The organism is Blastomonas aquatica, from assembly GCF_014639875.1.
Classification (GTDB): domain Bacteria; phylum Pseudomonadota; class Alphaproteobacteria; order Sphingomonadales; family Sphingomonadaceae; genus Blastomonas; species Blastomonas aquatica.
In genome coordinates this window covers 457,114-481,539 of sequence record NZ_BMGD01000003.1, presented here as the reverse complement: position 1 = coordinate 481,539, position 24,426 = coordinate 457,114, and the positions used below count along the sequence as shown (strand labels likewise).

Annotated in this window: 19 protein-coding genes; 5 read left to right on the top strand and 14 right to left on the bottom strand. The window is 62.4% G+C overall.

Annotated features, from left to right (window positions below):
* Positions 1–11: 11 nt before the first annotated feature.
* From recA to dapA, 6 genes are all read right to left on the bottom strand, one after another.
* Positions 12–1,097, bottom strand: coding sequence for a recombinase RecA (recA, locus tag IEW00_RS10265; RefSeq protein WP_188514288.1), 1,086 nt, complete (start codon positions 1,095–1,097; stop codon positions 12–14).
* Positions 1,098–1,215: 118 nt separating this feature from the next.
* The gene (locus IEW00_RS10260; protein WP_188514287.1) at positions 1,216–1,563 is read right to left on the bottom strand and encodes a response regulator; all 348 of its coding nucleotides are present in this window, start codon (positions 1,561–1,563) and stop codon (positions 1,216–1,218) included.
* Positions 1,564–1,578: 15 nt separating this feature from the next.
* The gene (locus IEW00_RS10255; protein ID WP_229736996.1) at positions 1,579–3,987 is read right to left on the bottom strand and encodes a hybrid sensor histidine kinase/response regulator; all 2,409 of its coding nucleotides are present in this window, start codon (positions 3,985–3,987) and stop codon (positions 1,579–1,581) included.
* A 169-nt stretch (positions 3,988–4,156) separates the two neighbouring features.
* The gene (locus IEW00_RS10250) at positions 4,157–4,672 is read right to left on the bottom strand and encodes a DUF2062 domain-containing protein (protein WP_188514596.1); all 516 of its coding nucleotides are present in this window, start codon (positions 4,670–4,672) and stop codon (positions 4,157–4,159) included.
* A gap of 300 nt (positions 4,673–4,972) precedes the next feature.
* Complete coding sequence (smpB, locus tag IEW00_RS10245) at positions 4,973–5,455, bottom strand: SsrA-binding protein SmpB (RefSeq protein ID WP_188514286.1); 483 nt, start codon at positions 5,453–5,455, stop codon at positions 4,973–4,975.
* Positions 5,455–6,330 carry a 4-hydroxy-tetrahydrodipicolinate synthase gene (gene dapA, locus IEW00_RS10240; RefSeq protein WP_188514285.1) on the bottom strand — a complete coding sequence of 292 codons (876 nt, stop codon included), beginning with the start codon at positions 6,328–6,330 and terminating at the stop codon, positions 5,455–5,457. Before dapA ends, smpB begins: the two co-directional genes overlap by 1 nt.
* Positions 6,331–6,438: 108 nt before the next feature.
* Between dapA and IEW00_RS10235 the strand changes: the two genes are divergently transcribed.
* The 4 genes from IEW00_RS10235 (at position 6,439) to IEW00_RS10220 (ending at position 11,555) form a co-directional block, all read left to right on the top strand.
* Positions 6,439–8,499, top strand: coding sequence for a lytic transglycosylase domain-containing protein (locus IEW00_RS10235; protein ID WP_373282634.1), 2,061 nt, complete (start codon positions 6,439–6,441; stop codon positions 8,497–8,499).
* A 126-nt stretch (positions 8,500–8,625) separates the two neighbouring features.
* Positions 8,626–9,105, top strand: a complete 480-nt coding sequence (greB, locus tag IEW00_RS10230) for a transcription elongation factor GreB (protein WP_188514284.1) — start codon at positions 8,626–8,628, stop codon at positions 9,103–9,105.
* A gap of 251 nt (positions 9,106–9,356) precedes the next feature.
* Complete coding sequence (locus IEW00_RS10225; protein WP_188514283.1) at positions 9,357–10,754, top strand: vanadium-dependent haloperoxidase; 1,398 nt, start codon at positions 9,357–9,359, stop codon at positions 10,752–10,754.
* A gap of 150 nt (positions 10,755–10,904) precedes the next feature.
* Positions 10,905–11,555 (top strand): hypothetical protein, encoded by a 651-nt coding sequence (locus IEW00_RS10220; RefSeq protein WP_229736953.1) that lies wholly within the window; start codon positions 10,905–10,907, stop codon positions 11,553–11,555.
* 15 nt (positions 11,556–11,570) lie between these two features.
* On the opposite strand, the gene IEW00_RS10215 is transcribed toward IEW00_RS10220, so the two are convergent.
* The gene (locus IEW00_RS10215; protein WP_188514281.1) at positions 11,571–13,004 is read right to left on the bottom strand and encodes an aldehyde dehydrogenase family protein; all 1,434 of its coding nucleotides are present in this window, start codon (positions 13,002–13,004) and stop codon (positions 11,571–11,573) included.
* 110 nt (positions 13,005–13,114) lie between these two features.
* Positions 13,115–14,761, bottom strand: coding sequence for an acetolactate synthase large subunit (locus tag IEW00_RS10210; protein ID WP_188514280.1), 1,647 nt, complete (start codon positions 14,759–14,761; stop codon positions 13,115–13,117).
* A 398-nt stretch (positions 14,762–15,159) separates the two neighbouring features.
* Here IEW00_RS10210 and IEW00_RS10205 point away from each other — a divergent pair, with 398 nt between their 5' ends.
* Positions 15,160–15,927, top strand: a complete 768-nt coding sequence (locus tag IEW00_RS10205) for an N-acetylmuramidase family protein (RefSeq protein WP_188514279.1) — start codon at positions 15,160–15,162, stop codon at positions 15,925–15,927.
* A gap of 14 nt (positions 15,928–15,941) precedes the next feature.
* Here the strand turns inward: IEW00_RS10205 and IEW00_RS10200 are convergent, their stop codons facing one another.
* From IEW00_RS10200 to cobT, 6 genes are all read right to left on the bottom strand, one after another.
* The gene (locus IEW00_RS10200) at positions 15,942–16,886 is read right to left on the bottom strand and encodes a D-2-hydroxyacid dehydrogenase (RefSeq protein WP_188514278.1); all 945 of its coding nucleotides are present in this window, start codon (positions 16,884–16,886) and stop codon (positions 15,942–15,944) included.
* A 238-nt stretch (positions 16,887–17,124) separates the two neighbouring features.
* A complete protein-coding gene (gene cysS / locus IEW00_RS10195) occupies positions 17,125–18,573 on the bottom strand; it encodes a cysteine--tRNA ligase (RefSeq protein WP_188514277.1) in 1,449 nt (482 codons plus the stop codon).
* Positions 18,574–18,688: 115 nt separating this feature from the next.
* Positions 18,689–19,435, bottom strand: a complete 747-nt coding sequence (locus IEW00_RS10190; RefSeq protein WP_188514276.1) for a hypothetical protein — start codon at positions 19,433–19,435, stop codon at positions 18,689–18,691.
* A 31-nt stretch (positions 19,436–19,466) separates the two neighbouring features.
* The gene (locus IEW00_RS10185; protein WP_188514594.1) at positions 19,467–21,497 is read right to left on the bottom strand and encodes a CHASE2 domain-containing protein; all 2,031 of its coding nucleotides are present in this window, start codon (positions 21,495–21,497) and stop codon (positions 19,467–19,469) included.
* A 346-nt stretch (positions 21,498–21,843) separates the two neighbouring features.
* On the bottom strand, positions 21,844–22,515 hold the full coding sequence (locus IEW00_RS10180) for a nitroreductase (protein ID WP_188514275.1): 672 nt from the start codon (positions 22,513–22,515) through the stop codon (positions 21,844–21,846).
* Between the two features lie 77 nt (positions 22,516–22,592).
* Complete coding sequence (gene cobT / locus IEW00_RS10175) at positions 22,593–24,416, bottom strand: cobaltochelatase subunit CobT (protein WP_188514274.1); 1,824 nt, start codon at positions 24,414–24,416, stop codon at positions 22,593–22,595.
* Positions 24,417–24,426: the final 10 nt, after the last annotated feature.

Sequence of the window (24,426 nt, the reverse complement as noted above, 5' to 3'; positions counted from 1 at the left end):
GGAACCGGCGTTTACATGTCGTCGCCGTCGTCATCATCGGAATCAGGACCGGTCATCATTTCCTCGGCGACCTTGTCCTTGTGGCCGCGGATCAGAGCCTCGATCTTGTCGGTCATCTCGGGGTGTTCCTTGAGGAACGTCTTCGAGTTTTCACGCCCTTGCCCGATCCGCACCGAATCATGGCTGAACCAGCTGCCCGACTTTTCGACGATGCCGGCTTTGACGCCCAGATCGAGGATTTCGCCGATCTTGGAGATGCCTTCGCCATACATGATGTCGAACTCGACCTGCTTGAACGGCGGGGCGACCTTGTTCTTGACGACCTTCACGCGGGTGGCGTTGCCGACGATATCGTCGCGATCCTTGATCTGGCCGGTGCGGCGAATGTCGAGACGGACCGAGGCGTAGAACTTGAGCGCGTTGCCGCCGGTGGTGGTTTCGGGATTACCGTACATCACGCCGATCTTCATGCGCAGCTGGTTGATGAAGATCACCATGCAGCGCGAGCGGCTGATCGAACCGGTCAGCTTGCGCAGCGACTGGCTCATCAAACGCGCCTGAAGCCCGACATGGCTGTCGCCCATCTCGCCTTCGATTTCCGCGCGCGGAACCAGAGCTGCGACCGAATCGACCACCAGAACATCGATCGCGTTCGACCGCACCAGCGTATCGACGATCTCAAGCGCCTGCTCGCCGGTGTCGGGCTGCGACACGATCAGCTCGTCGATGTTGACGCCGAGTTTCTTGGCATAAACCGGATCAAGCGCGTGCTCGGCATCGACGAACGCTGCGGTCCCGCCGGTGCGCTGCGCTTCTGCGATCACGTGGAGCGCCAGCGTGGTCTTGCCCGAACTTTCGGGTCCGTAAATCTCGATCACGCGGCCGCGCGGCAATCCGCCGACACCCAGCGCGATATCCAGGCCCAGCGATCCGGTTGAAATCGCCTCGACCTGCATTGTCTCCTTGGAACCCAGCCGCATCGCCGATCCCTTGCCAAAGGCCCGGTCGATCTGTGCCAGCGCTGCATCGAGCGCCTTTTGCCTGTCCATGGATTTCGCCTCTTTTTCGGTCTGGATGAGTTTCAATTGCCCGGCCATCGCCACGCCTCCCTTGCCTAGTTGCTCCCGCCATCGGGTGCAACGACTCAGTTATGTATATGATTTGTTCTCATGGAACAAGTAGGGAACATCGTCGAGCAAACAAGAGTGGAAAGAACTATCCCAGGTTCGCCAGCACAGCCTCGAGCGATGCCGTCGTATAGGGCTTCGCCAGCGTGGGTGCATTAACATGCGGTGCAGGGATGGTATCACCGCCACCGGTCGCAAAAACGTAGGGAATGTCCGCCGCCTTCAGTGCATCGGCCAGCGGCCAGCACTTGTCGCGCGCCAGGTTGACGTCGAGAATCGCGGCATCGAACCCGCCGGCGGCAATCGCATCGAGCCCATCGGGGACGCTGGCCACCATATGCGCGATCTTGTGGCCGAGCAGATCGAGAAAATCCTCGAGCAGCATGGCAATCATCGCTTCATCTTCGGCGATCAGGAAGGTCCGGGGTTCAGGCACGATGGAATCGTTCTTTCAGTCAGAAGGGCTGACGCCAGCCGCGAGCGCGCCGTGGACGGCATCGACGATTTGCGCAACCGAAAACGGTTTGGGAAGGAAGTGGACCTGGTCGATCGATATGCTCTGCCGCAGGGTTTCCTCAGCATAGCCCGACATGAACAGGATCGGCAGACCGGGCATGCGCTTGCGCATCTCCATCGCCATGCCGGGGCCATCGAGATTGGGCATCACGACATCGCTGACCACCAGATCGAACGGGCCGCTATCGGCCAGCCGCTCGAGCCCGTCTTCGCCATCGGTGGCGGTGACGACGGTAAAGCCCTGCCGGGTCAACGCCCGTTCGGCGACTGCGCGGACCATGTCCTCGTCCTCGACCAGCAACAGCCTGGCGTTGCCCCACTGGCCGTTGCTGATCTTGGCAGGCTTGCGGCTGCGCTGTTCGACCGCACCGCCGCGATAGACCGGGAAATAGATCGAGAAGGTCGTCCCCTGCCCCGTCTCTGAATCGACGAAGATATAGCCGCCCGATTGCTTGACGATGCCGTATACGGTCGACAGGCCCAGCCCGGTGCCCTTGCCGACATCCTTGGTGGTGAAGAACGGCTCGAAGATCCGCGCCTGGACATCGGGCGGAATGCCGACACCCTGATCTTCGACGAGGATCGCGCTGTAATCGTCTGCCGGCAGGATCTCACTTGCCATCGCGCGCACGTCGGCGGCGGTAACCTTGCGGGTGCGGATGGTCAGCGTGCCGCCCGGTGGGCGCTTGGCGAGCATCGCATCGCGCGCGTTGACCGCCAGGTTGACGATGACCTGCTCGAGTTGGCCCGGGTCGGCGCGGACCGGCCCTAGGTTGCGATCGTGCTGGACCTCGAGCAAGATCTTCTCGCCGATGAGCCGCTTGAGCAGCTCGGAGGTGTCCGAGACGATATCGGGCAGCTGAAGCACCTGCGGACGCAACGTCTGCTGGCGCGAGAAAGCAAGCAGGTGCCGGGTCAGCGAGGCAGCGCGGTTGGAGTTGCTGCGAATCTGCTGGATATCGTCATAATCGCTGTCGCCGGGGCTGTGCCGCATCAGCATCAGGTCGCAATGGCCGATGATCGCGGTCAGCACATTGTTGAAATCGTGCGCCACCCCGCCTGCCAGCTGGCCGATCGCCTGCATTTTGCTGGCCTGCGCGACCTGACGCTTGAGGCGGCTTTCCTCGGAATTGTCCTTGATCGAGAGCAGCACCGCAGCATCGCCCATCCCGCGCAAACCCGCGAGCGAGAGCGTCACGGGCTCGTCCGGCTGGTGACGCAACCGCAGCGCGACATCGGCAGACATCGCCTGGCCGCTGGCATGACGGCGCACCGCATCGGCAAGCGCGCCCTTGTCCTCGCGTACCACCAGGTCGCCGGGATAGGGCGGCAGCGTGCTTTCGGTGATTCCTGCCGCCCGAATAAAGGCATCGTTAGCGAACAGGAACCGCCCGTCGCGGTCGGTCATCGCCAACCCCACCGGCAACAGTCCGAGCAGGTTCTGAACATACCCGAGCGCGGTGCCCTTATCGAGCCCGCTGGCGTCCTCATCGATCAGCACGACCAGGGCAGGCGCCTTTTCGCGCTCCTCGGGGTCGGTGGTATAGAGCGGGTCGAGCAGCGGCAGGTGGAACAGCCTCAACGGCACACCCTTGCGACCTTCGCGCTCGAAATAGATGCGGTTGCGTTCGTCTGCGCGCAGGAAGCTGGCCAGATCGCGTCCGACGACATTGCCTGATTCGGCGCCAGCAGCGCGTGCCGCAAAGGCGCTATTGGCGGCGCGAACGCGGCCTTCGGGGCTGATCGCGGCGGCCATGAAGCCGCCATCGCCCAGTGCGCGCCCCGGCCTTCCAGTCAGCATGCTGTCGGCTTGGGTTGCCAGATCGAACGTCTGCACCGGCTCGAACCGCCACAGCAGATAATCCTGCCCGCGCCCCACCCGCTGGACCTGCGCATCGATCCTGGCACCCGCGGCAACCAGCCCTGCGGCATTGCCCTCGCCATCACGCCATGCGGCGCGGCCGGCCTCGGCCAGCAGATCGCCGCCTTGCCCTGCCAGGGGAAGCTTGGGCGGAACCACCTGCGCCCCGAACATATCGACAAAGCGCTGGTTGGCGCAAATCATCCGTCCGGCCTCGTCGGTGATCGCGATGGCGATGACGGGATGATCGGTCGCGGCATGGGTCACCGACCAGTCGGGCAGTGCCGCCTGCACCTGCACGCGTGGCGGGAATTGGCGGCGATAGACCACGACCAAAGATGCCAGAGCCACCAGGCCGGCGCCAAACAGAGCGAGCGGAATCCATTCGCCCAGCGCGACCCAGATCAGACCACCAGACACCACCAGCGCGCCAATGATGATCAACGCGGTGACGCGAGCGTCGGGTACATCGGGATCAGGCATCGCGGGCAACCATTCCGGCCAGTCAAGGTCGGTGCGGGCGCGGGTGGTATTCAAGGTCGTCGGATCCCCCTGGCGCGGCCGACTGGCCATGCCTTCCAAGTGCTCGACGCTAGCGCAAGTTTCACGGCGTTACAAATTGCAGTTCGATCGCGCGGGGAACTATGTGCGGTCAGGCGCGCCGAACCCGCGCCAGTCTGCGGCGGCGCTTGCCGGCAACCCACATCCGCCAGCCAACCGCACTGGCGAGGTAGCCGATCGCCGCCAGCACCACCGCGATCACAACCAAGCCAAACGCGGTGATCGAGGCTGCACCGGTCAGCCACTGCATCCAGGTTTCGACCTCGGGCTGATTGAGCGCGGTCGCAACGGGCTGGCCAAACGTGGTCGCATCGATGCGAAGAACAAAGCTGCCGACGTGATAGGCAGCCAGCCAGAACAAAGGCGTCGTCAGCGGATTGGTGATGAAGGTGGTCAGGGCCGCTACCGGAACATTGGCCCGCACCGGCAACGCCAGCAGCGCTGCGGCGAAAATCTGGCCCAGTGGAATGATCACCCCCACCAGAACGCCGAGTGCAACACCGCGCGGTACCGAACGCCGGGTGAAACGCCACAGCTCGGAACGCAGCACACGTGCGGCGAAGGGCTTGATGAAGCGGTTCTGCTCCATACTCTCGCGCGTCGGCATGTTGCGTCCCACCCAGCGGCTGAACCGGCCTTCAGTCAACTCCAAACCCTTTTGCCCTTATCTTTCGCCATGGCAGCGATGTTGCCCCATGTGGGAGCACCCCATCAAAAGGCCATAGCTCATAACGGATTAAAACGATGTTTACCCAAATTCATTGCCGAATCGGGTGTCCACACCGTCACCATAGTCCTTAACGACCCTGCGTGATCTGGCGCACGCGATGTCGCGAACCGAAAGGATTTTTCGACGACCGGAGCACTCTTGCGCGGTTGTATTGACTAGAACCCGGGCCGGGGGCGCTCACCCCTTGTCGCGCATGATGCGGCCCTGGTCGCGTTTCCACTCGCGCTCCTTGGTCGCGGCGCGCTTGTCGGGGGCCTTCTTACCCTTGGCGAGCGCGAGTTCGACCTTGGCGCGGCCGCGGCCGTTGAAGAACACCGACAGCGGTACCAGCGTCATCCCCTGACGGTTGACCGCGCCGTGCAGCTTGGTGATCTCGCGCGCATGCAGCAGCAGCTTGCGTGGCCGTTTGGGTTCGTGGTTCTCGCGGTTGCCGTGGCTGTATTCGGGGATGTTCGAGTTGATCAGCCAGATCTGCTCGTCCTTCACTTCGGCATAGCTTTCCGCGATCGAACCCTGGCCTGATCGCAGCGCCTTCACTTCGGTCCCGGTCAGCGCGATTCCTGCTTCGTACACCGTATCGATGGCATAATCGTAGCGTGCGCGCCGGTTCTCGGCGACGATCTTGGTCTTGTCGAAGGTTTCGGGCTTGGGTCGCGCCATCAAATAAGCCCTGCATGTACCAGAGCAGCATCCACCGTCTTGCGGCTCTTCTTGTCTGGCGGAGTCATCGGCAGGCGAAGATCGGGGAGGAAGTCGGGCCGCACGCGGTTGAGCGCGTATTTTACCGGGCCGGGGGAGGCATCCGAGAACATCGCCGAGTGCAGCGGGTACAGCCGGTCATTGAGCGCCAGCGCGGCCTTGTAATCACCCTTGGCGAGCGCCGCCTGAAACTGCGCGCACAAAGCGGGCGCGACATTAGCGGTCACCGAGATGCAGCCCACCCCGCCCATCGCGCGGTGGCCAAGCGCCAGTTCGTCATTGCCCGACAGCTGGCAGAACTTCTTGCCGCATTGCGCACGCTGGGCGCTGACCCGCTCAAGATCTCCGGTCGCATCCTTCACGCCGATGACCGTCGGGAAGCGCGCCAGCTTCGCCATCGTCTCGACCTTGATGTCGGTGACGGTGCGCGCTGGCACGTTATACAGCATGATGGGCAGGTCGCACGCTTCGGTCAGCGCCTTGAAATGCGCCCGGACCCCGTCCTGGCCGGGACGGTTGTAATAAGGCGGCACGACAAGCGCTGCGCTGGCACCAGCGGCCTTGGCGTTCTGCATATGGCCGATCGCGACCTTGGTGTCGTTCGATCCGCACCCGGCGATCACGGGCACGCGCCCGGCCGCTTGCTCGACGCAGACCCGCACGATGTAATCATGCTCCTCGATCGACATGGTTGCCGCCTCTCCGGTCGTCCCGCATGGTACGAGCCCGGAGCTTCCGTTCTCGATCTGCCAGTCGATCAACGCACGAAAAGCAGGCTCGTCAAACGCTCCGTCGCGGAACGGGGTCGCAAGGGCCGGAATTGAGCCGGAAAACATCGGGTAGCTCCTTTACCTTGCCCGAAATTCGGGCAAGAACGATAATGTATGCACAAGCTGTGGGATCAGCCGCTGTGTTCAGCGCCTGATAAGGATCGAAAGCGCATGATGTCCAGCATGGTTTCACGAATTGCAATTGCGCGCAGCACTGCCGCACTCATCGCCCTGCCCCTTTTGGGGGTTCCCGCCGCGTGTCTGGCAAGTGATCAGTCAGCCGACTACGCCGCTTCATCTGCGCCAATCAGCCGACCGGGCGACGGCAGCGACTGGGACCGCGCACGCGCCCAGCTTCTTCAATCGATGCCTGCCGACATGTCTGGCACCATCGCCAACTGGCGATCGCTGACGACGAGCCCGAACAACTACACCTTTTCCACCTTCGCCAGTTTCCTGATCTCGAACCCCGGTTGGCCCGATGAGGACAAATTGCGCCGCAGCGCCGAGCAATCCTTGGGGGTCAGCCCAGCCTCGCCGCAGGAAGTGGTCGCCTATTTCTCACGGTTTGCGCCGCTGACCAATGTCGGCCGCGCGCGCTACGCTATGGCACTCGATGCGATGGGCCAGCGCGATGTTGCGCAATCCGAAGCTGCGAAGGCCTGGCGTGCGGGCACGATGATGCCGCAAGACCGGGCACAGCTGTTCAGCCGGTTCGGATCGACCTTTTCGATCGCCGATCATGATGCGCGGATGGATGCGCTGCTCTGGGCCAAGGCGACGCCTGATGCCGAGGAGCAGTTCGGTTTCGTCTCGGGCGAACGCCGTGCGATTTTTGCCGCGCGTCTGGCGATGCTCAAGAACCTGCCCGATGCCGACAGCCTGGCCGGATCGCTGGGGGCAGAAGCGATGCGCGATGCGGGATATGTCGCCCAGCGCGCGAAGCGGCTGAATGACACCGGCAACTGGGGCATGGCCCGCAACCTATTGGCCAGCCGCCCGGAGCTTCAATATCGCCCGACCAATCCTGAAGCCTGGTACGAGCTGCTGCTGTCACAGGCGCGCGCGGCCAACAACGACGCCCAATACAGCACCGCTTTCGACATCGCCTCAAAGGTCGATGACGCGTTCCCGCAAGGACATGATGTGTCCGACGAAAGCCTGGGTGTCCGCGACGATTACACCAGTCTGACGTGGCTTGCAGGCACGGTCGCGTTGCAGAACCTGGGCCGCCCGCGCGACGCCATCGGCATGTTCGCGCGCTATGGTGGCGGTGCCCGCACGCCGCAGACACGGTCGAAGGGTTTCTACTGGGCCGGACGTGCTGCTGCGACCGCAGGCGATACCGGACAGGCGAACACATATTTCGAAATGGCTGCGGCCTATCCGGACCACTTCTACGGCCAGCTCGCCACCGAGCGGCTGGGCCGCACGATCGCACCGTTTGCCGAGGCTCCGCGGGTCGAGGTCAGCGCGGTCGATCGTGGGCGGTTCAATGCGAGCTCGCTGGTGCGCGCAGCGCAGATGATCGCCCGCAGCGGCGACTGGCCGACCCAGCGGCGGTTCTTTGGTGCGGTCGCTGCTTCGGCCAGTACGCCGCAAGAGCATGTCATGGCCGCCGAACTCGCGCGACAGATCGGGCGACGCGATCTTGCGGTCATCGTCGGCCAGTCGGCGCGCTCGAAGGGCGTCGATGACCTGCAATCGGTCGCCTTCCCGCATATGCCGGTGCCGCCAGGCTATCAGAACAACTGGACGATGATCCACGCCATCACCCGGCAGGAAAGCCAGTATGCGCAGAACGCGGTCAGCCATGCCGGCGCCCGCGGGCTGATGCAGTTGATGCCCGGCACCGCGCGCGAACAGGCGGGCAAGATGGGGCTGAGCTACTCCGTTGGCGCATTGACCGACGACACCCAGTACAACATTCAGTTGGGCGCTGGCTATTTCATGCGGATGATGGACTATTTCGGCGGCAGCTATCCGTTGGCAGTTGCGGCCTACAATGCAGGTCCAGGAAACGTGAACAAGTGGCTTCGCGCCAACGGCGATCCGCGTATGGGCGGCATCGATATCGTCGAATGGGTCGAGAAGATCCCCTTTTTCGAGACCAAGAATTACGTTCAGCGCGTGCTGGAAAACGCGGTGGTGTATGATGTGATGCATCCAGAACGCTCGACTATGCGCGGCAACAACAAGCTCAGCCGCTATCTGGGCAAGAACAGCCCGGGTTGAGATATAGGTACCTCCGTTCTCCGGCGAAAGCCGGAGTCCAGGGGCCGGATAGCGCTGTCACCGCCCTGGATTCCGGCTTTCGCCGGAAATCGTGACTTTGCCGGATCAGATGCTAATTCCCCGCCTATGGACCGCCCCAACTACATCACCCCCACCGGCTATGCCGCACTCAAGGCGCGGTATGACGAACTGCTCGGCGTCGAACGGCCCGCGATCGTCGAGATCGTCAGCTGGGCGGCCGGCAATGGCGATCGCAGCGAGAATGGCGACTATCTGTATGGCCGCAAGCGGATGCGCGAGATCGATCGCGAACTGAACCGACTCGCGCGCAAGATGAAGGCCGCCAGGGTCATCGACCCCAAGGAGCAGCAGGACACCGGCCGCGTGTGGTTCGGCGCGCAGGTCGAGATCGCCGACGAGGACGACAACCGCCGGACGCTCACTCTGGTCGGCGACGACGAACAGGATGCAGGCGCCGGCCGGATTGGCTGGAACTCGCCCCTCGCCCGCGCGCTGCGCGGCGCCAGTGTTGGCGATCTGCGCGTTGTCACGCTGCCGGGCGGCACCAAGGAATGGGAAGTGATGGGAATCGCCTATCCCGCCTGATCGGCGTGGATCATGTTGATGCTCAACAAAAGTTTAATACTATAACTGTCGCATCTGTCCTATGGTCCGGACGTAAAACCAAGTAACATGCATCTGCGTGAACCAAGGCCGTGGTCGATGCCGTCACGCCTGCGAATATCATAATAACATCATCGATTGACGCTCACCGAATTGGTGATTGTTTCCGTGTGTCCTATTCATCCTCTATCCTCGCTGGATAGAGCGATGGCGCCTGTCTGAAGGAATTGACCATGAACCCCGTTCTGTATTGGAATGCGATACTTCTGGAATGTTCACGCCGTGACTTCACGCGCGGTTTTAACAATGCGCAACAGCCCGGCCCCATTCGCACCTCGCGCGCGATGGCGATCGTTCACCTTGCCATTCACGATGCGGTAGCTTTCGCTAGCGGCAATCCGGGCGCGGCGTGGCTCACCAAAAAGAGCATCGCCCATGGCGTCGGCCCTGCGCCCGGTGGCAGCGTTGGGGATATCATCGCGGGGGCCGCGGTGGTGACATTGAAGGCCATGTACCCGCGCTATGGCATCTATATCGATGATTCGACCGGTGCCGTGAATGCTGCGCGGTTTGCTTATGGCGAGCAGGTTGGCCAGGCCATTCTCGATGCGCGCTCCGCCGATGGCTCGAACATTGACATCGTCACCAACCAGCCCACCGATCCGGTCTACGGCCAGCATCGCGCCGATCCGTTTCAGCCCGGGCAGAACCGGCTGGGCCCGGTCTGGGGCAATGTCACTCGGTTCACCGGCGCTGCCAACCAGCCGCTTGATCCGTTCCCTGGAAGTACCCTTTCCGATTATCTCAACAATCCTGACTACAAGGACGACTTTGACGAGGTCCGCGATTACGGCGCCAAGTTGCGCGGCAAGCGCACTGCCGAACAGGAGCGCATCGGGGTCTATTGGGGCTATGATGGCGCGATGAACCTGGGGGTGCCGCCGCGGCTGTATAATCAGGTCGCCCGCCGGGTGGTCGAACCGCTTGCGTTGAACGTTCCGCGCGCTGCCGAACTGTTCGCGCAGCTCAACGTCGCGATGGCCGATGCCGGGATCGACGCCTGGCACTGGAAATATGTCTATGATCTGTGGCGGCCGGTGGTCGGCCTGCGCGAGGAAGACGCGACCCGCGGTGGTGACCCGTTCTGGGCGCCCTTGGGTGCGCCGCAAACGAACACCGCAGGGCCGATGACGCGCAGCCCAAACTTCCCCGCCTATCCGTCCGGTCACGCCACTTTTGGCGCGGCGCTGTTCCAGACGCTGCGGCTAGCGCTCAACACTGCGCCGGGTCCGATCACGCTGAAGGACGTGCTCGATGTCGAGACACATGACAGCGCCCCGATCGCCAAGGAGACCTTCAGCTTCGTCTCGGACGAGCTCGATGGGGTGGCGAGCGATCCGGATGGATCGACCCGGACCCGGGTGGTAAAGACCTTCGACAATTTCGCCGAAGCGGTCTGGGAAAATTCGGTCAGCCGAATCTATCTGGGCGTCCACTGGCGCTTTGACGGGATTCCGCGTCGCGATGGCGAGAATGTCGGCGGCGTGCCGCTGGGCCTCGCGATCGGCAGCGAAGCGCACGACTTTTTCAACACCGCACCTTCGCTCGGCGGGGTTGTCCTCAACCCCTAAGCAACCCTGTATTCCCGGGATCGCGCCCGTTGCGAGGCGGGTGCGATCCCACAGGTTGAAGCCCTCTGGCGGAACCAACCGGCAGCGCTTGCAGGCCGGTGCCAATCTGATATTCCGCGCGGACACCCGGGGGGCACGCGCATGGACTTCATGAACATTCTCAAATCGTTCGAGAATTTCATCTTCGAGGTTGTCGGCTGGCTGTATTTTTATCCGCGCACGATGTGGCTCGCATTGTTCCGTCCCGGCGAGATGATGGCCTATGCCGATGACGAGCTGGATGATCTGCCAGCCGCGCAATATGAAAGCACGATCAGCCCACCCTTGTTCCTGCTGATCACCATCGTGCTCGCGACCTGGGCCTCCGACAGCATCTCAGGCCCTGATGATCCTGCGACGACACCGGCGCTGCTGCTCAACTGGAAGAACTCGCTGCTGCTCACCGCAAGTGTTTACAGCGTTTATCCGCTGGTTCTGGCAATCGCGCTGTTGCGGCAACAGAAGCGCGAAATAGACCGGCGCGCGTTGCGCCCACCCTTTTACAGCCAGTGTTTTGTGGCGGCACCCTTCGCGCTTGCCAACGCGCTGGCAATTTCGATGCTGGTGCTAGAAAACCGCAACGCGACGATTGGCGGCGCGACCGTCTTTTTCGCTGCGTTGATCTGGTACTTCGTCCTCCAGACGCGTTGGTTTTCAGGGCAACTGGGCGTTTCGACGCTGCGCGCCTGTTGGATCGCTGGAGCCGCCATCGGCGCCGGCTTTATCATCACCGGTGCAATCCTGGTCGCCATTTTCAACTAAGGTGCTCGCCCTGTTTCACCCTCCGCGGATCAGCAGGTTGCGGATTTCGGTCATGTCTTCCATCGCAAAGCGGATGCCCTCGCGGCCGAGGCCGGAATCCTTGACCCCGCCATAGGGCATGTTGTCGATACGGAAGCTGGGGACGTCGTTGATGACCACGCCGCCGACATCGAGATGATCCCAGCAATCGAACATCTTGAACAGGTCGCGGGTGAACACGCCTGCCTGCAATCCGAACTTGCTGTTGTTGACCTCTGCCATCGCTTCGCCGAAATCGGTGAACTTCGACAGCACCGCGACCGGACCGAAGGCCTCTTCGGTCACGATCTTGGCTTCGTGCGGCACGTTTTCGAGCAGCGTCGCCTCGAGCAACGCGCCATCGCGCTTGCCGCCGCACAGCAGTGTTGCGCCCAGCGACACCGCTTCCTGCACCCAGCCATCCAGACGGCTGGCCTCTTTGACGTGGATCATCGGGCCGATGAAGGTGTTGCGGTCCTTGGGGTCACCCGAAACCAGCGTCTTGGCCTTGGCGACCAGCATGTCGCGGAAGCGATCGTAGACATCGGCGTGGATCAGGATGCGCTGCACGCCGATGCAGCTCTGCCCCGACTGATAGAACGCGCCGAAGATCACGCGCTCCATCGCATCGTCGAGGTTTGCATCAGCATCGATGATCACCGCCGCATTGCCGCCGAGCTCGAGCACGACCTTCTTCTTGCCGCAGCGCGCCTTCAGGTCCCAGCCCACATCGGGCGATCCGGTGAACGACAGCAGCTTGAGCCGGTCGTCGGTGGTGAACAGGTCCGCGCCATCGCGGCTGGCGGGCAGGATCGAGAACGCGCCCTTGGGCAGGTCGGTCTCGGCCAGCACCTCGCCCATGATGATCGCGCCTAAAGGCGTGCGGCTGGCGGGCTTCATCACGAACGGGCAGCCCACCGCGATGGCAGGCGCGATCTTGTGCGCAGCGAGATTGAGCGGAAAGTTGAACGGCGAGATGAACGAGCATGGCCCGATCGGCACCCGCTTCCACATGCCGCGATAGCCCTTGGCGCGCGGGCTGATGTCCATCGTCTGGACTTCGCCGGTCATCCGCACCGATTCTTCTGCTGCGATGCGGAAGGTATCGATCAGCCGGCTGACCTCCCCTTCGGAATCCTTGATCGGCTTGCCCGCCTCGACGCACAAAGCATAGGCGAGTTCTTCGGAGCGCTCCTTGAAGCGCGTGACGCAATGGTTGAGCACCTCCTGCCGTGCATAGCTCGGCATCCGCGCCATCGGCTCTGCAGCCTCGACTGCGCCTGCGATCGCAGCATCGATCGTCGCGGCATCGGCCTGCGCGACGCGAAACGCGACCTCGCCGGTGAACTTGTCGGTCACCTCGAGGTCGGTGTTCGGCTGCTGCGCCTCGTTGTTTAGATAGAGCGGATAGACGGATTTGAGGGTGGTCATATAAAACTCCCGGGCCGCAGGCCGTTTTCCGGCGAACGCCGGAATCCAGAGCGGCTACAGTGCAATTCGGCCCTGGACCCCGGCTTTCGCCGGGGAACGGGTCAGCAGGCTTACAATTCTTTCGCCAGCTTCTTGATGTCGATGTTCAAGATCTGGTCGTTCTCCGAATAATCAACCGGGCAATCGATGAGATGCACCCCTGGCGTGTCGCGCGTATGCGCGAGCAGTTCCTTAAGGTGCTCGGCGCTCTCGACACGGTAGCCGTTGGCGCCATAAGCTTCGGCATATTTGACGAAATCGGGGTTGCCATAGGTCAGGCCGAAATCGGCAAAGCCCATGTTCGCCTGCTTCCAGCGGATCATGCCATAGCTGCTATCGTTGAGGATCAGCACGGTCATGTTGAGCTTCAGGCGGACCGCAGTTTCCATCTCCTGGCTGTTCATCATGAAGCCGCCATCGCCGCAGATCGCCAGCACCTTGCGATCGGGATAGACCATCGATGACATCATCGCAGACGGCAAGCCCGCGCCCATCGTGGCAAGTGCGTTGTCGAGCAGCACGGTGTTGGGCCGGTAGGCATCATATCCGCGGGCGAACCAGATCTTGTAGACGCCGTTGTCCAGGCAGATGATCCCGTCATCGGGCATCGCCTCGCGGATCTGCTTGACCAGATACGGCGGGAAGATCGGGAAGCGCGCGTCACCCGACAGCGAAGCGGTATGCTCCACCTCAGCCTTGCGGAAGGCCAGCATATGGTCGAATTTCCACCCGCCATTGGGGACGATGTCTTCCTTCATCTGCCAGATCGCGTTGGCGATATCGCCGATCACCTCGATTTCGGGGAAGTACACCGGATCGACCTCTGCGGTCTTCGACGAGATGTGGATCACCGGAGTGCCGCCTGCGTGCATGAAGAACGGCGGCTTTTCGATCACGTCGTGGCCGATGTTGACGATGAGGTCCGCCGCTTCCACCGCGCGGTGGACGAAATCGCCCGCCGACAGCGCTGCGCAACCGACGAACTTGGGATGGCGCTCATCGATCACGCCCTTGCCCAGCTGCGTGGTGAGGAACGGGATCCCGGTCTTCTCGATGAACTGCAGCAGCATGCGGCTGGTCATCGTGCGGTTGGCCCCTGCCCCGATCACCAGGATCGGCGACTTTGCCTTTTCAAGCGCGTTGACCGCAGCGCGGATCGACTTCTTGTCCGCATTGGGACGCCGGATCAGGCTGGGCTTCAGCGGAACCGAATCGGTCTGCTCTTCAGCGATATCCTCGGGGAATTCGATATGCGTCGCGCCAGGCTTTTCTTCCTCGGCCAGACGGAAGGCCTCGCGCACCCGGCTGGGGATGTTGTCGGCGCTGGCGAGCTGGTGGGTGAACTTGGTGATCGGCTTCATCATGCCCACCACATCAAGGATCTGGAACCGGCCTTGCTTGGATTTCTTGATCGGCTTCTGGCCGGTCACCATCAGGATCGGCATACCGCCCAACTGCGCATAGGCTGCAGCGGTGACGAAGTTGGTCGCTCCCGGGCCCAAGGTGGCCATGCACACCCCGGTCTTGCCGGTGTGGCGACCATAAGTTGCGGCCATGAATCCCGCACCCTGTTCGTGCCGCGTCAGGATCAGCTGGATCTTGGTCGAGCGGCTGAGCGAATCGAGCATGTCGAGGTTTTCCTCGCCGGGAACGCCGAAGATGTACTCGACACCCTCCTCTTCCAGACACTGGATGAACAGATCGGATGCTTTGGTCATGGAAAACTCCCCCGGGAACCGAAAATGGCTGATCGTTGCGTTCGTGCGACCGAAAGGATGACCGGGCTGTGCGTTATGCTTGGGTCGCCCGGGCGGATAAAGGTGCTCCAGAAGCATGGCCTCCGCAGGCCATCCCCCGTGTGACGCAAGGCATAAACGCAAACATTTGCCGAGTCACCCGCCAAAAGTGCGCAACCGGCCCTGCGATCCGGAGCGCCGCAGCCATCCTCTGGCCTGTCACGTTCGCGCTTTGCAGCGGATCGCATCCAATGCCTGTCAATGTTGGAAATGGCGCAGTATTGATGAACATTAACCGATGATAACTTTGCCCGACCAACCGTGCGGATAAGGTTATCTTTGCCAGATTGGCATCACCTATAGTGCTGGAGGTCGAACTTATGGACCGTACTCCCGTTTTTTCTGCCATAAAGGCGCTGCGCTCGGGCCAATCCTTTACCCAGATCGAAGTCAATGCGGTCGATAACCTGCTCGATCAGCTGGGAATTTCCCGGCCCACCGGTGCCACGACGACAAGCGTTCAGATCGGGCTGACCTTAGCCGATTTTGCGCAAACCGCTGCCGCGCTGGGATGCACCACGGCGCAGATCCGGGCGGTTTGGGAGGTCGAAAGCGGCGGCGGATGGTTCAAGGACGTGCGCGCGGACATCCTCGCGCTTGATGGACCGGGAGGTTTCCTCGATGGCCCGCACCTGCCCAAGATCCTGTTCGAAGCGCACATCTTCGATCGCTATACCGAAGGCAGATATCGCAATAGCCACCCCAACCTGTCGAGTGCCAAATGGAACCGCAAGCTCTATGTCGGCGGACAAGGCGAGTACATCCGGCTGTGGAAGGCGATGGCGCTGGATCGCAAGGCGGCGTTGCTGTCGGCATCGGTGGGGGGCGCGCAGATCATGGGTTTCAACCACAAGGCTGCTGGGTTCGATACGGTCGAAGCGTTCTGGGAAGCGATGAAGGTATCCGAAGCTGCACATCTCAAGGCGTTTGCCAGCTTCATCTCATCGAAGAAGTTGGTGGCCGCGTTGAAGGCAATCAGCAACGTCGCGGCCACCTGCGTCGCTTTTGCCAGGGGTTATAACGGCGCTGGATTCGCCGCGAACAATTACCACGTCAAGATCGCTGCCGCGCACGCCAAATACAGCTGACGATTGCCCGCAGCTCAATATCCCAGCGCCAGATCGACCTCGTTGACCAGAGCCTCGCCGCGCAGGTAGCGACCAAGGTTATCCGCAAACAACGCTGCCGACCGCTGGAACATCCGGGTCTGTGCCCGGCCCGAGAGGTGCATCGATATCTGCACATTGGGCAGCGTCCACAATTCATGGTCTGACGGCAGTGGTTCGGGTGTTGTGACATCGAGAAACGCGCCGGCGATGCCCTTCGATTTCAGCGCGGTCATCAGCGCGTCCTGATCGACGCATTCACCACGCGCGATGTTCACCAGGATCGCCTCGGGCTTCATCGCCGCAAGCTCGGCCGCGCCGATCAGCGCATCGGTTTCGCGGGTGGCCGGGGTGGCAATGACCACCCAATCGTATTCGCCGAGCCAAGAGCGCCATTCATCAGCACCCAAAATGGCTTGGTCCGGCCGGGCGGTGCGGGCAACGCCGGTTACCTCGACGCCAAAGCCCTTCAACCGCTCACCGATCGCCGAGCCGATCGCGCCATAGCCGATGATCAGCGCGCGGGTTTCGTAAAGTTCGATCGTGCCCGGCGAGGCCCAGAGCCATTCCTTGCGATCGGCGGCGCGCACGACATCGGCATAGCCTTTGGCCATGCTGAGCATGCCCAGCACGGCGTATTCGGCGACTGCGACGGTGTTGATGCCTACGCCGTTGGTGACGCGGGTGCCGCGCGCGGTCAGTTCCTCGACCGGAAAATGATCGAGCCCCGCGTACAGCGTGGAAACCCATCTGAGCTGGGTGCCGACAAGCATGACCTCGCGCATCGCCTGTTTGTCGTGCATATCGACCCAGGCGATATCGGCATCAGTGACCTCGCGCTTGGCTTCATCGGTCGAGCCGATCCAAGCGACCTTCACGCCCTCTGGGATCGAGCTTTCAAGCAACGGACGCACCAGCGCGGATATCACAGCCTTGGTCATGCTCTCTCCTGTTCAATCAACCGCACTGCTATCTGTTTTCCGGCAAAAGCCGGAATCCAGAGCGGCTGCAGCACAATCCGACTCCTGGGCTCCTGCTTTCGCCGGAGAGCAGGATTTCGATATTCCGATCCCACTATCCGTTTGTCCCGAGCGAAGTCGAGGGACCTTACACAACCGTTCGGGATTTGCGTCCCTCGACTTCGCTCGAGACAAACGGAGGTGGGCTGCCAATCAGAAGCTAGATCTCTATCCGCCACTCCCAGCCGAGCGGATCGCCGTCCATCACCTCGATACCCGCCTTGGTCAGCTCGTCGCGGATCGCATCGGACGCGGCAAAGTTCTTGTCCGCGCGCGCTTCCTTGCGCAGCTTGAGCATGTGCTCGATACGGGCTTCGTCGATCTCGATCGCTGCCGGGGGGATGCGCAGCGCCGAGCGTTCGAGTACCAGCAGGTCGAGCCCCAGCACGGTGTCGATCAGGCCAATCGCACCCAGACGCTCACCTGCATCGACCTTCTTCTGCGCCAGCACCTCGTCGAGCACGGTTAGCGCCCTCGATGTATTCAGGTCGTCCGACACGGCAGCCGCAAAATCGCCCAGCAGTTGGTTCAGGCGCGGATGCTCAATCTTGGCTGCAACCTCAGCGCCCGAACGCAGCGCTGCCACCGCCATCACCAGCCGCTTCAGCCGCGTCAGCGCCGCGAGCAGATTGTCCCAGCTGAATTCGAGTTCGCTGCGGTAATGCGCCTGCAGGCACATCAACCGGTACGCCAGCGGATGGATGCCCTTCGATACCAGCAGCGGGAGCCGCAGAAACTCTCCTGACGACTTCGACATCTTGCCGGTTCGATCGATCAGAAAGTTGTTGTGCATCCAGATCCGCGCGCCGCTGCCGTGCGAGCAGGCAAACGCCTGGTTCTGCGCGATCTCGTTGGGATGGTGTATCTCGCGGTGATCGATGCCGCCGGTGTGGATATCGAACGGAAAGCCGAGCAGCGCCTCGCTCATCACCGAGCATTCGAGGTGCCACCCCGGTGCGCCCTTGCCCCAGGGCGAATCCCATTCCATCTGCCGCGTCTCGCCCTCGGGCGTCTTGCGCCAGATCGCGAAGTCCTGCGCGTTGCGTTTGCCTTCGACTGTCTCGATCCGCCCCTCGCCCGCCTCGGTGGCAGCGCGGGCCAACGCGCCGTAATCGGCGACGGTCGAGACATCGAAATACAACCCGCTGGGCAGTTCATAGCAATGCTTGTCGGCGATCGAGGTCGCGAATTCGATCATCTTCGGCACATAATCGGTCGCGACCGACCATTGCGCGGGCTGGCGAATGTTGAGCGCCTTTACATCGTTCCAGAAGGCCTCGGTGTAATGCCGCGCGATATCCCAGATCGACTGCGCCTGCGCGGCTGCTGCCTTTTCGAGCTTGTCCTCGCCGGCATCGCCATCATCGGTCAGATGGCCGACATCGGTGATGTTGATGATGTGCTTGAGCGTATAGCCCTTGAAGCTGAGCACGCGGCCCAATGTGTCCGCAAAGACATAAGCGCGCATGTTGCCGATGTGTGCGTAATTGTAGACCGTCGGCCCGCAGGTGTAGACGCGCGCTTCACCGGGATGAACGGGTTCGAACGGCTCTATCGAGCGCGTCAGGCTGTTGAACAGCATTAGAGGGGCGGTTGCAGGGTGGGTCATGATGCGGCAACCCTTGCCTGCAAACCGCGCGGGCCGTCAAGCGCGATGGCGCAGACACAAAACCCCGCCCGTGCCGGTCGCAGCGGCACGGGCGGGGTATGTAGAAAACGTCGACTTAGCGGTCCCCGATAGGGCCGGTTTCCTGCTCAACTGCAGCCAGCGATTCGACCAGCAGGCCGAGCTGGTTTTCGCAGCCGTTCTCGATCAGCGTTCCGGCCAGATCGTCGATCTCGGTCGGCACGCTGGGTAGAACCACCAGATCGACCTTCTGGGGCTTACCATCGGGCCCGGTTAGCGTGTAGCTGGCGCCGCTGGTCACCGGCACCTCGGCAAACGGCCACAGGCGATTGGCAGAGCCGACCTTGAACAGGACATCGGTGGCGGCCCCGCTCGCGCTCGACAGCTTCATCGTTTCTTCATTGGCCACGCTTGCGCGCCATACTAGTAGGCGGCTGGGTTCGGCGACACAGAACCTGCCCGACTGGGCAGAGTCGATGAACCACAGGTTCGGGCTGCGCGGGGCGGCGGGCTTGTCGGCTGTCGGTGCACCGCGGACGGCCCCGGTGCGGCTGCGGCCTGCGGTTCCGCTGGTCGACAGCAGGCTGGCGATCTGCGTGCTTTGGGTCTGGTCGCGCTTGACGGTGCCATCAAGCGTGAACGTGCCGGGACCGGAGAGGACACGGGTGCCGGCCTTGTCGAGCACGGTGACCTTGTCGCTGGCCTTCAGCACGACCTTGGTGTTGGCGGGCAGCTTCTTGCCTGCCGGATACTGGGCAGCCGAGGGGCCAGCCGATCGGACGACCATCGACTGCGCGATGGCGGCACCGCTTGCGGTAATACCCAGAGTTACAACTGCACCCAACGCAAGCGCCCGGTGAAGTACGGACTTCCTATCAACCGAGAACATAGCTTTCTCCTTTTTGTGTCTGACCAAGTCGCTTGAACAGATTCGCGATGGCCTCTTCTTGCCCCATGGCTTCAAGCTGTGTTGTGAGATTTACCACAGCATCCAAATCCCCCGCCTCATGCGCAGCGACAATCTCTCCTATCCTGATTCGCTCGCTCTCGGGCATGTCCGGTGCGGGCTCGAAGATATCGACAGGTCTGGCCCGCCCTCTTAGCACAATCCGCCCCATCGGGCGAAACCAGTCGAGTCCGGAGCGCACGGCCGCCTCGCGGCTGACGAGCACTCGGGTGTCGAGGTTCTTGTTGGCCGCCTCAAGCCGCGCTGCTGTGTTCATGCTGTCGCCGAACGCGGTATACTGGATGCGCCCCTCGCCGCCAAAATTGCCGACGATCGCCTCGCCGAAATGCACGCCGACGCGGGTGCGCCCGATCGGCGGCACGCCTTCGGGCGCGCTGCGGCGGAACTCCTCGCCCGCCTCGTACATCGCCCATGCGGCACGCACCGCGCGTTCGCCATCATCGGGAAAGCTGATCGGCGCGCCCCAGAAGGCGACGACGGCATCACCCACGAACTTGTCGAGCGTGCCACCATATTGCAGCACCACGTCCGCCAGCCGGTCGAGATAGTTGTTGAGCAACAACGCGACCATTTCCGGTTCGATCGCGTGGGTCAGCTTGGTGAAGCCTTCCAGATCGGTGAACACGCAGAAAATCTCGCGCTTCTCGCCGTGCAGCGCCAGCTTGTCGGGGTCCTTCAGGATCTCCGCCGCCACCGAACGGGGAAGGTATTTGCCCAGCGCATTCTGCGCAAAGGCCCGCTGTTTCGAGCCGACCACGCGCGCGGCCGCGCCCACCGACGTGTAAGCGAGGAGCCATCCTGTCGCCCAGCCGAAGCTGGGCAAATTGAGCGTATCGAACCCCTGATATTGCAAAATGAGCGGCACGGTGATGAAGAACAGGATCTGCACCCCCAGCAACAGTCCCATGATCCAGGCGCGTGCCTGGCTGATCGCGGTGGCGAATCCGGCCAGGATGACCACGACTGCGATCACCCACAACGACCAGGCTGGAAACGCATAAGGCTGATCGTTGTCGAGCAACTGCGACATCATGTGCGCGTGCACCTCAAGCCCGATCATCTGCGATTCACCGGTGACGACATCACCGATACGGGTAAGCGGCGTATCGAACTTGTCGAAATCGACAAAATCGCCGCCGATCAGCACATGCTTGCCCTTGACCTCGCTGGCGACGAACTCGGCGCTTGCGGGGTCAGCGAACAGATCAATCGGCAGCTTGTTGATAACGGGGCGATCCGACGACAGCGGCACGCGGAAGCGGATGGCTCCGCGATAGTCGGCAAACGCCGCATTGGGCGGCGTCATCGCCCGGACCATGATCGGCGGCAGGTTCTTGGGCTGGTCGGGCCAGCGCCGCGCGACGCCATCGGCATCGGTGATGAGCCGGATGCTGGTGGGCACCGTCTTGTCAGTGGTGATATCCTTGAGAAAGCTCTCGAGAAACTGCTGCTGGCGGAACTGGATCGCCTCGGTGTTAGTCTCGTTCGAGGCGTAAGCGACATGGGTCGGGGTCTGCATCGATCGGAACGCGGTCTTGAGCGCTTCGTCATCGTCCTGCGGCTGATCGAACAGGATATCGATGCCGATCGACTTGGCGCCCATCTTGTCGATATTGGTCAGCGCATTGGCCAGGATCGTGCGATCGACCGGGGAGCGCTGGCCGGTATCGATCAGCGTATCGTCGGTATAGACCACCATCAGGATGCGCGGATCCTGATCCACTTTCTTGGCGAAATTGGCCGCGCGCATATCGTACATCGCGTTTTCGGCATCACCCAGCAGCGGCATCTGCGGGCTGTAGCGGGCCACCGCAAGCGCAAACACCAGAAAGCCAAACGTCGCCAGCAGCCGCACCAGGCCAAGCTGGCGGATCAGGCGATTGGCCGACCGGCCAACCTCATCACGGCTGGTGGGCGCCGACACGGTGTCTGGTTTCATAACCATGATGTGTGTTGCTGCCCCCCGGCGCGCGCGTGCGCGAATGCTACCCCAGCATTAACCTGCACTCGCAATGCTGCAAGCGGTGGCTGACCGGATTGGTCCGCCCGCGGCACCACAGAATCGTTCCATGTCAACAAGCCTGATTGGCTCTCGCGCATTGTCACACCCCGTTTGCCCCACGCGCAGGTTCTGCGGAGGCAAAATCTCTTTATTGGTGCGACCCGGTCTGGATTCGTTTTGCGTTGCTATAATCCTCCCAAAGCGGCGTGGCCAGTTGCCGCTTTGCGAGCGCCCAAAGATTATCGTGGAATTGATTAACGCGGGCTGTCGCAATGCATAGGGATCAAAAACCCCTGAATTCGATCGCTTCGGACAGATCGACCCGCGGCACCGGAAAGCGGTTGATCGGTGCCTCAGGATCGCGATACCCCACCGCCATGCCGGTGAAGAAGATGTAGTCGTCGCTGATGCCCAGCAGTTCGCGCATATAACTGCCATACATCGCCCAGATTTCCTGCGGGCAGCTGTCGAGCCCGGCGTCTCGCAGCAACAGCATGACGGTCTGCAGCCACATGCCCATGTCGGACCACTGCGGCGGCCCCATATAGGTGCGGCAATAGGTGAAGATCTGGATCGGCGCGCCAAAACTGTCCCAGTTGGCCATCATCTGCTTGACCCGGCCCGCGCCATCCTCGCGCGCGATGCCCAGCGCACCGAACATCGCCTCGCCCACCGCGCGGCGTTGCGCCTCATAGCGGCCTTCGAGCCCCTTGGGGTAGATGTCGTATTCCATCCCTGCGCCCATCGGCTCTTCTGCGGCCTTGGCCTTGATCTTCGCGGTCAGGTCGGCCAGCGGCTCGCCGGTCAGAACGATCGCATTCCACGGCTGGGTGTTGCCTCCCGAGGGCGAACGCTGCGCCTTGGTCAGGATATCACTGATCGTCTCGAGCGGCACCGCATCGGGCAAGAACTGGCGCACGGAACGACGGGTGGCAACGGCTTCGGATACGTTCAAGGCGGTTTCTCCAGATCAATCGCGACAGAATTTAACTGCGTGATTAAACACCGTCACCCTGGTTAGCAAGCGTCGCTTCACTCGTCGTCGAACAATCCGGCCAGCTGCTCCACCATCGTGCCGCCAAGCTGTTCTGCGTCCATGATCGTCACCGCGCGCTTGTAATACCGGGTGACGTCGTGACCGATGCCGATCGCGATCAGCTGGACCGGCGACATCCGCTCGATCCAGTCGATGACCTTGCGCAAATGCTGTTCGAGATACGCGCCGTGATTGACCGAGAGCGTCGAATCATCGACCGGCGCGCCGTCGGAGATCACCATCAGCACGCGGCGTTCCTCGCGGCGGGCGAGCAGGCGGCTGTGCGCCCAGAGCAAAGCCTCGCCATCGATGTTTTCCTTGAGCAGCCCCTCGCGCATCATCAGCCCCAGGTTCTTGCGTGCACGCCGCCAAGGCTCGTCGGCCTTCTTGTAGACGATGTGCCGCAGGTCGTTGAGACGGCCGGGAAGCTGCGGGCGGCCCTGTGCCAGCCAGTCCTCGCGGCACTGGCCGCCCTTCCAGGCCTTGGTCGTGAAGCCCAGGATCTCGGTCTTGACCCCGCAGCGCTCAAGGGTGCGCGCCATGATGTCCGCGCTGATCGCCGCGATGCTGATCGGCCGACCACGCATCGAACCGGAATTATCGATCAGCAACGTCACGACGGTATCGCGGAAATCGGTTTCGCGTTCGATCTTGTACGACAGCGAATGCCCAGGCGCGACGACGATCCGCGCCAGCCGGGCGGCATCGAGCATGCCTTCTTCCTGGTCGAAGTCCCAGCTGCGACTTTGTTGTGCCATCAGCCGGCGCTGAAGCCGGTTGGCGAGCTTGGTGACCGCGCCCTGCAGGTGCGCCAATTGCTGGTCGAGATAAGCGCGCAGGCGCAACAGTTCGTCCTCGTCGCAAAGGTCGGTAGCCTCGACCACCTCGTCGAAGCGGGTGGACCATGCCTTGTATTCGAAATCGCTAGGCAGATCGGTCCACGGGCGATTGGGCCGCGTCGGCATCATGCCATCGTCGCCCATCTCGCCAGGGTCGCCGTCGTCGCCCTGCTCCATCTCGCCTTCGGCCTCGGACTGGTCGCCGTCCTCGTTCTCGCCGGTCTGTTCCTCGCCGCGCGCCTCGGTCTGGTCGGCATCGGAGCCTTCCTGCTCGCCCTCGTTATCCTCGGGCTCGCCTTCTTCGGAGGAGTCGTCGTTGTCGCTGTCGTCCTGGCTGTCTTCCTCATCCATCTGGCCTTCGGTGAGGTCGAGATGCTCGAGCAGCCGGGTGGCGAGCGCGGCGAACGCCGCCTGATCGTCGAGCGACATCGCAAGGTTGTCGATGTCCTCGCCGCCCTTGGTCTCGATCCAGTCGCGCACCAGATCGACGCCGGCTGCGGTGCCTGCGGGCATCGGCTTGCCGGTCAACCGCTCGCGCACGATCAGCCCAAGCGCGGTCGAAAGCGGCACCTCGTCGACCTTGGTCGCGCGCGCGATCGGGTCCGAGCGCATCCGCATCTCGAGCGCGGCATCCAGATTGGCACCCAGCCCTGACATCGACCGGCTGCCCAGCGCCTCGATCCGCACCTGCTCGACCGCATCGAATGCCGCGCGCGCCACGGCTTCCCTGGGCGCATTGGCGTTGTGCTGCGCGGCATTATGGTGCTTCAGCCGCAACGCATAGAGATCGGCAAAGCCGCGCGCTTCGGCCACCTGATCGGCGGGCAGCTTGCGCCCCGGCATCGGCACGCGCAGCTTGTTGCCTGATTGCGACGGAGGGTCGGCGGTGAACGCCACCTCGACCTCAGGTTGATGCGCGATTGCGCGCGCGGTTCCGGCCAATACGTTCTTCAGGTCATCAAGGGGCGTGCGGTTGGTCATATGCTATCGC

Coding starts and splice junctions, on each gene's coding strand:
- IEW00_RS10200 (WP_188514278.1), bottom strand. CDS start 16,886: ATGACCAAGGCTGTGATATCCGCGCTGGTGCGTCCGTTGCTTGAAAGC.
- greB (WP_188514284.1), top strand. CDS start 8,626: ATGGACCGCCCCAACTACATCACCCCCACCGGCTATGCCGCACTCAAG.
- cysS (WP_188514277.1), bottom strand. CDS start 18,573: ATGACCCACCCTGCAACCGCCCCTCTAATGCTGTTCAACAGCCTGACG.
- IEW00_RS10210 (WP_188514280.1), bottom strand. CDS start 14,761: ATGACCAAAGCATCCGATCTGTTCATCCAGTGTCTGGAAGAGGAGGGT.
- recA (WP_188514288.1), bottom strand. CDS start 1,097: ATGGCCGGGCAATTGAAACTCATCCAGACCGAAAAAGAGGCGAAATCC.
- IEW00_RS10235 (WP_373282634.1), top strand. CDS start 6,439: ATGTCCAGCATGGTTTCACGAATTGCAATTGCGCGCAGCACTGCCGCA.
- cobT (WP_188514274.1), bottom strand. CDS start 24,416: ATGACCAACCGCACGCCCCTTGATGACCTGAAGAACGTATTGGCCGGA.
- IEW00_RS10185 (WP_188514594.1), bottom strand. CDS start 21,497: ATGAAACCAGACACCGTGTCGGCGCCCACCAGCCGTGATGAGGTTGGC.
- IEW00_RS10250 (WP_188514596.1), bottom strand. CDS start 4,672: ATGCCGACGCGCGAGAGTATGGAGCAGAACCGCTTCATCAAGCCCTTC.
- dapA (WP_188514285.1), bottom strand. CDS start 6,330: ATGTTTTCCGGCTCAATTCCGGCCCTTGCGACCCCGTTCCGCGACGGA.
- IEW00_RS10215 (WP_188514281.1), bottom strand. CDS start 13,004: ATGACCACCCTCAAATCCGTCTATCCGCTCTATCTAAACAACGAGGCG.
- IEW00_RS10220 (WP_229736953.1), top strand. CDS start 10,905: ATGAACATTCTCAAATCGTTCGAGAATTTCATCTTCGAGGTTGTCGGC.
- IEW00_RS10255 (WP_229736996.1), bottom strand. CDS start 3,987: ATGCCTGATCCCGATGTACCCGACGCTCGCGTCACCGCGTTGATCATC.
- IEW00_RS10225 (WP_188514283.1), top strand. CDS start 9,357: ATGAACCCCGTTCTGTATTGGAATGCGATACTTCTGGAATGTTCACGC.
- smpB (WP_188514286.1), bottom strand. CDS start 5,455: ATGGCGCGACCCAAGCCCGAAACCTTCGACAAGACCAAGATCGTCGCC.
- IEW00_RS10205 (WP_188514279.1), top strand. CDS start 15,160: ATGGACCGTACTCCCGTTTTTTCTGCCATAAAGGCGCTGCGCTCGGGC.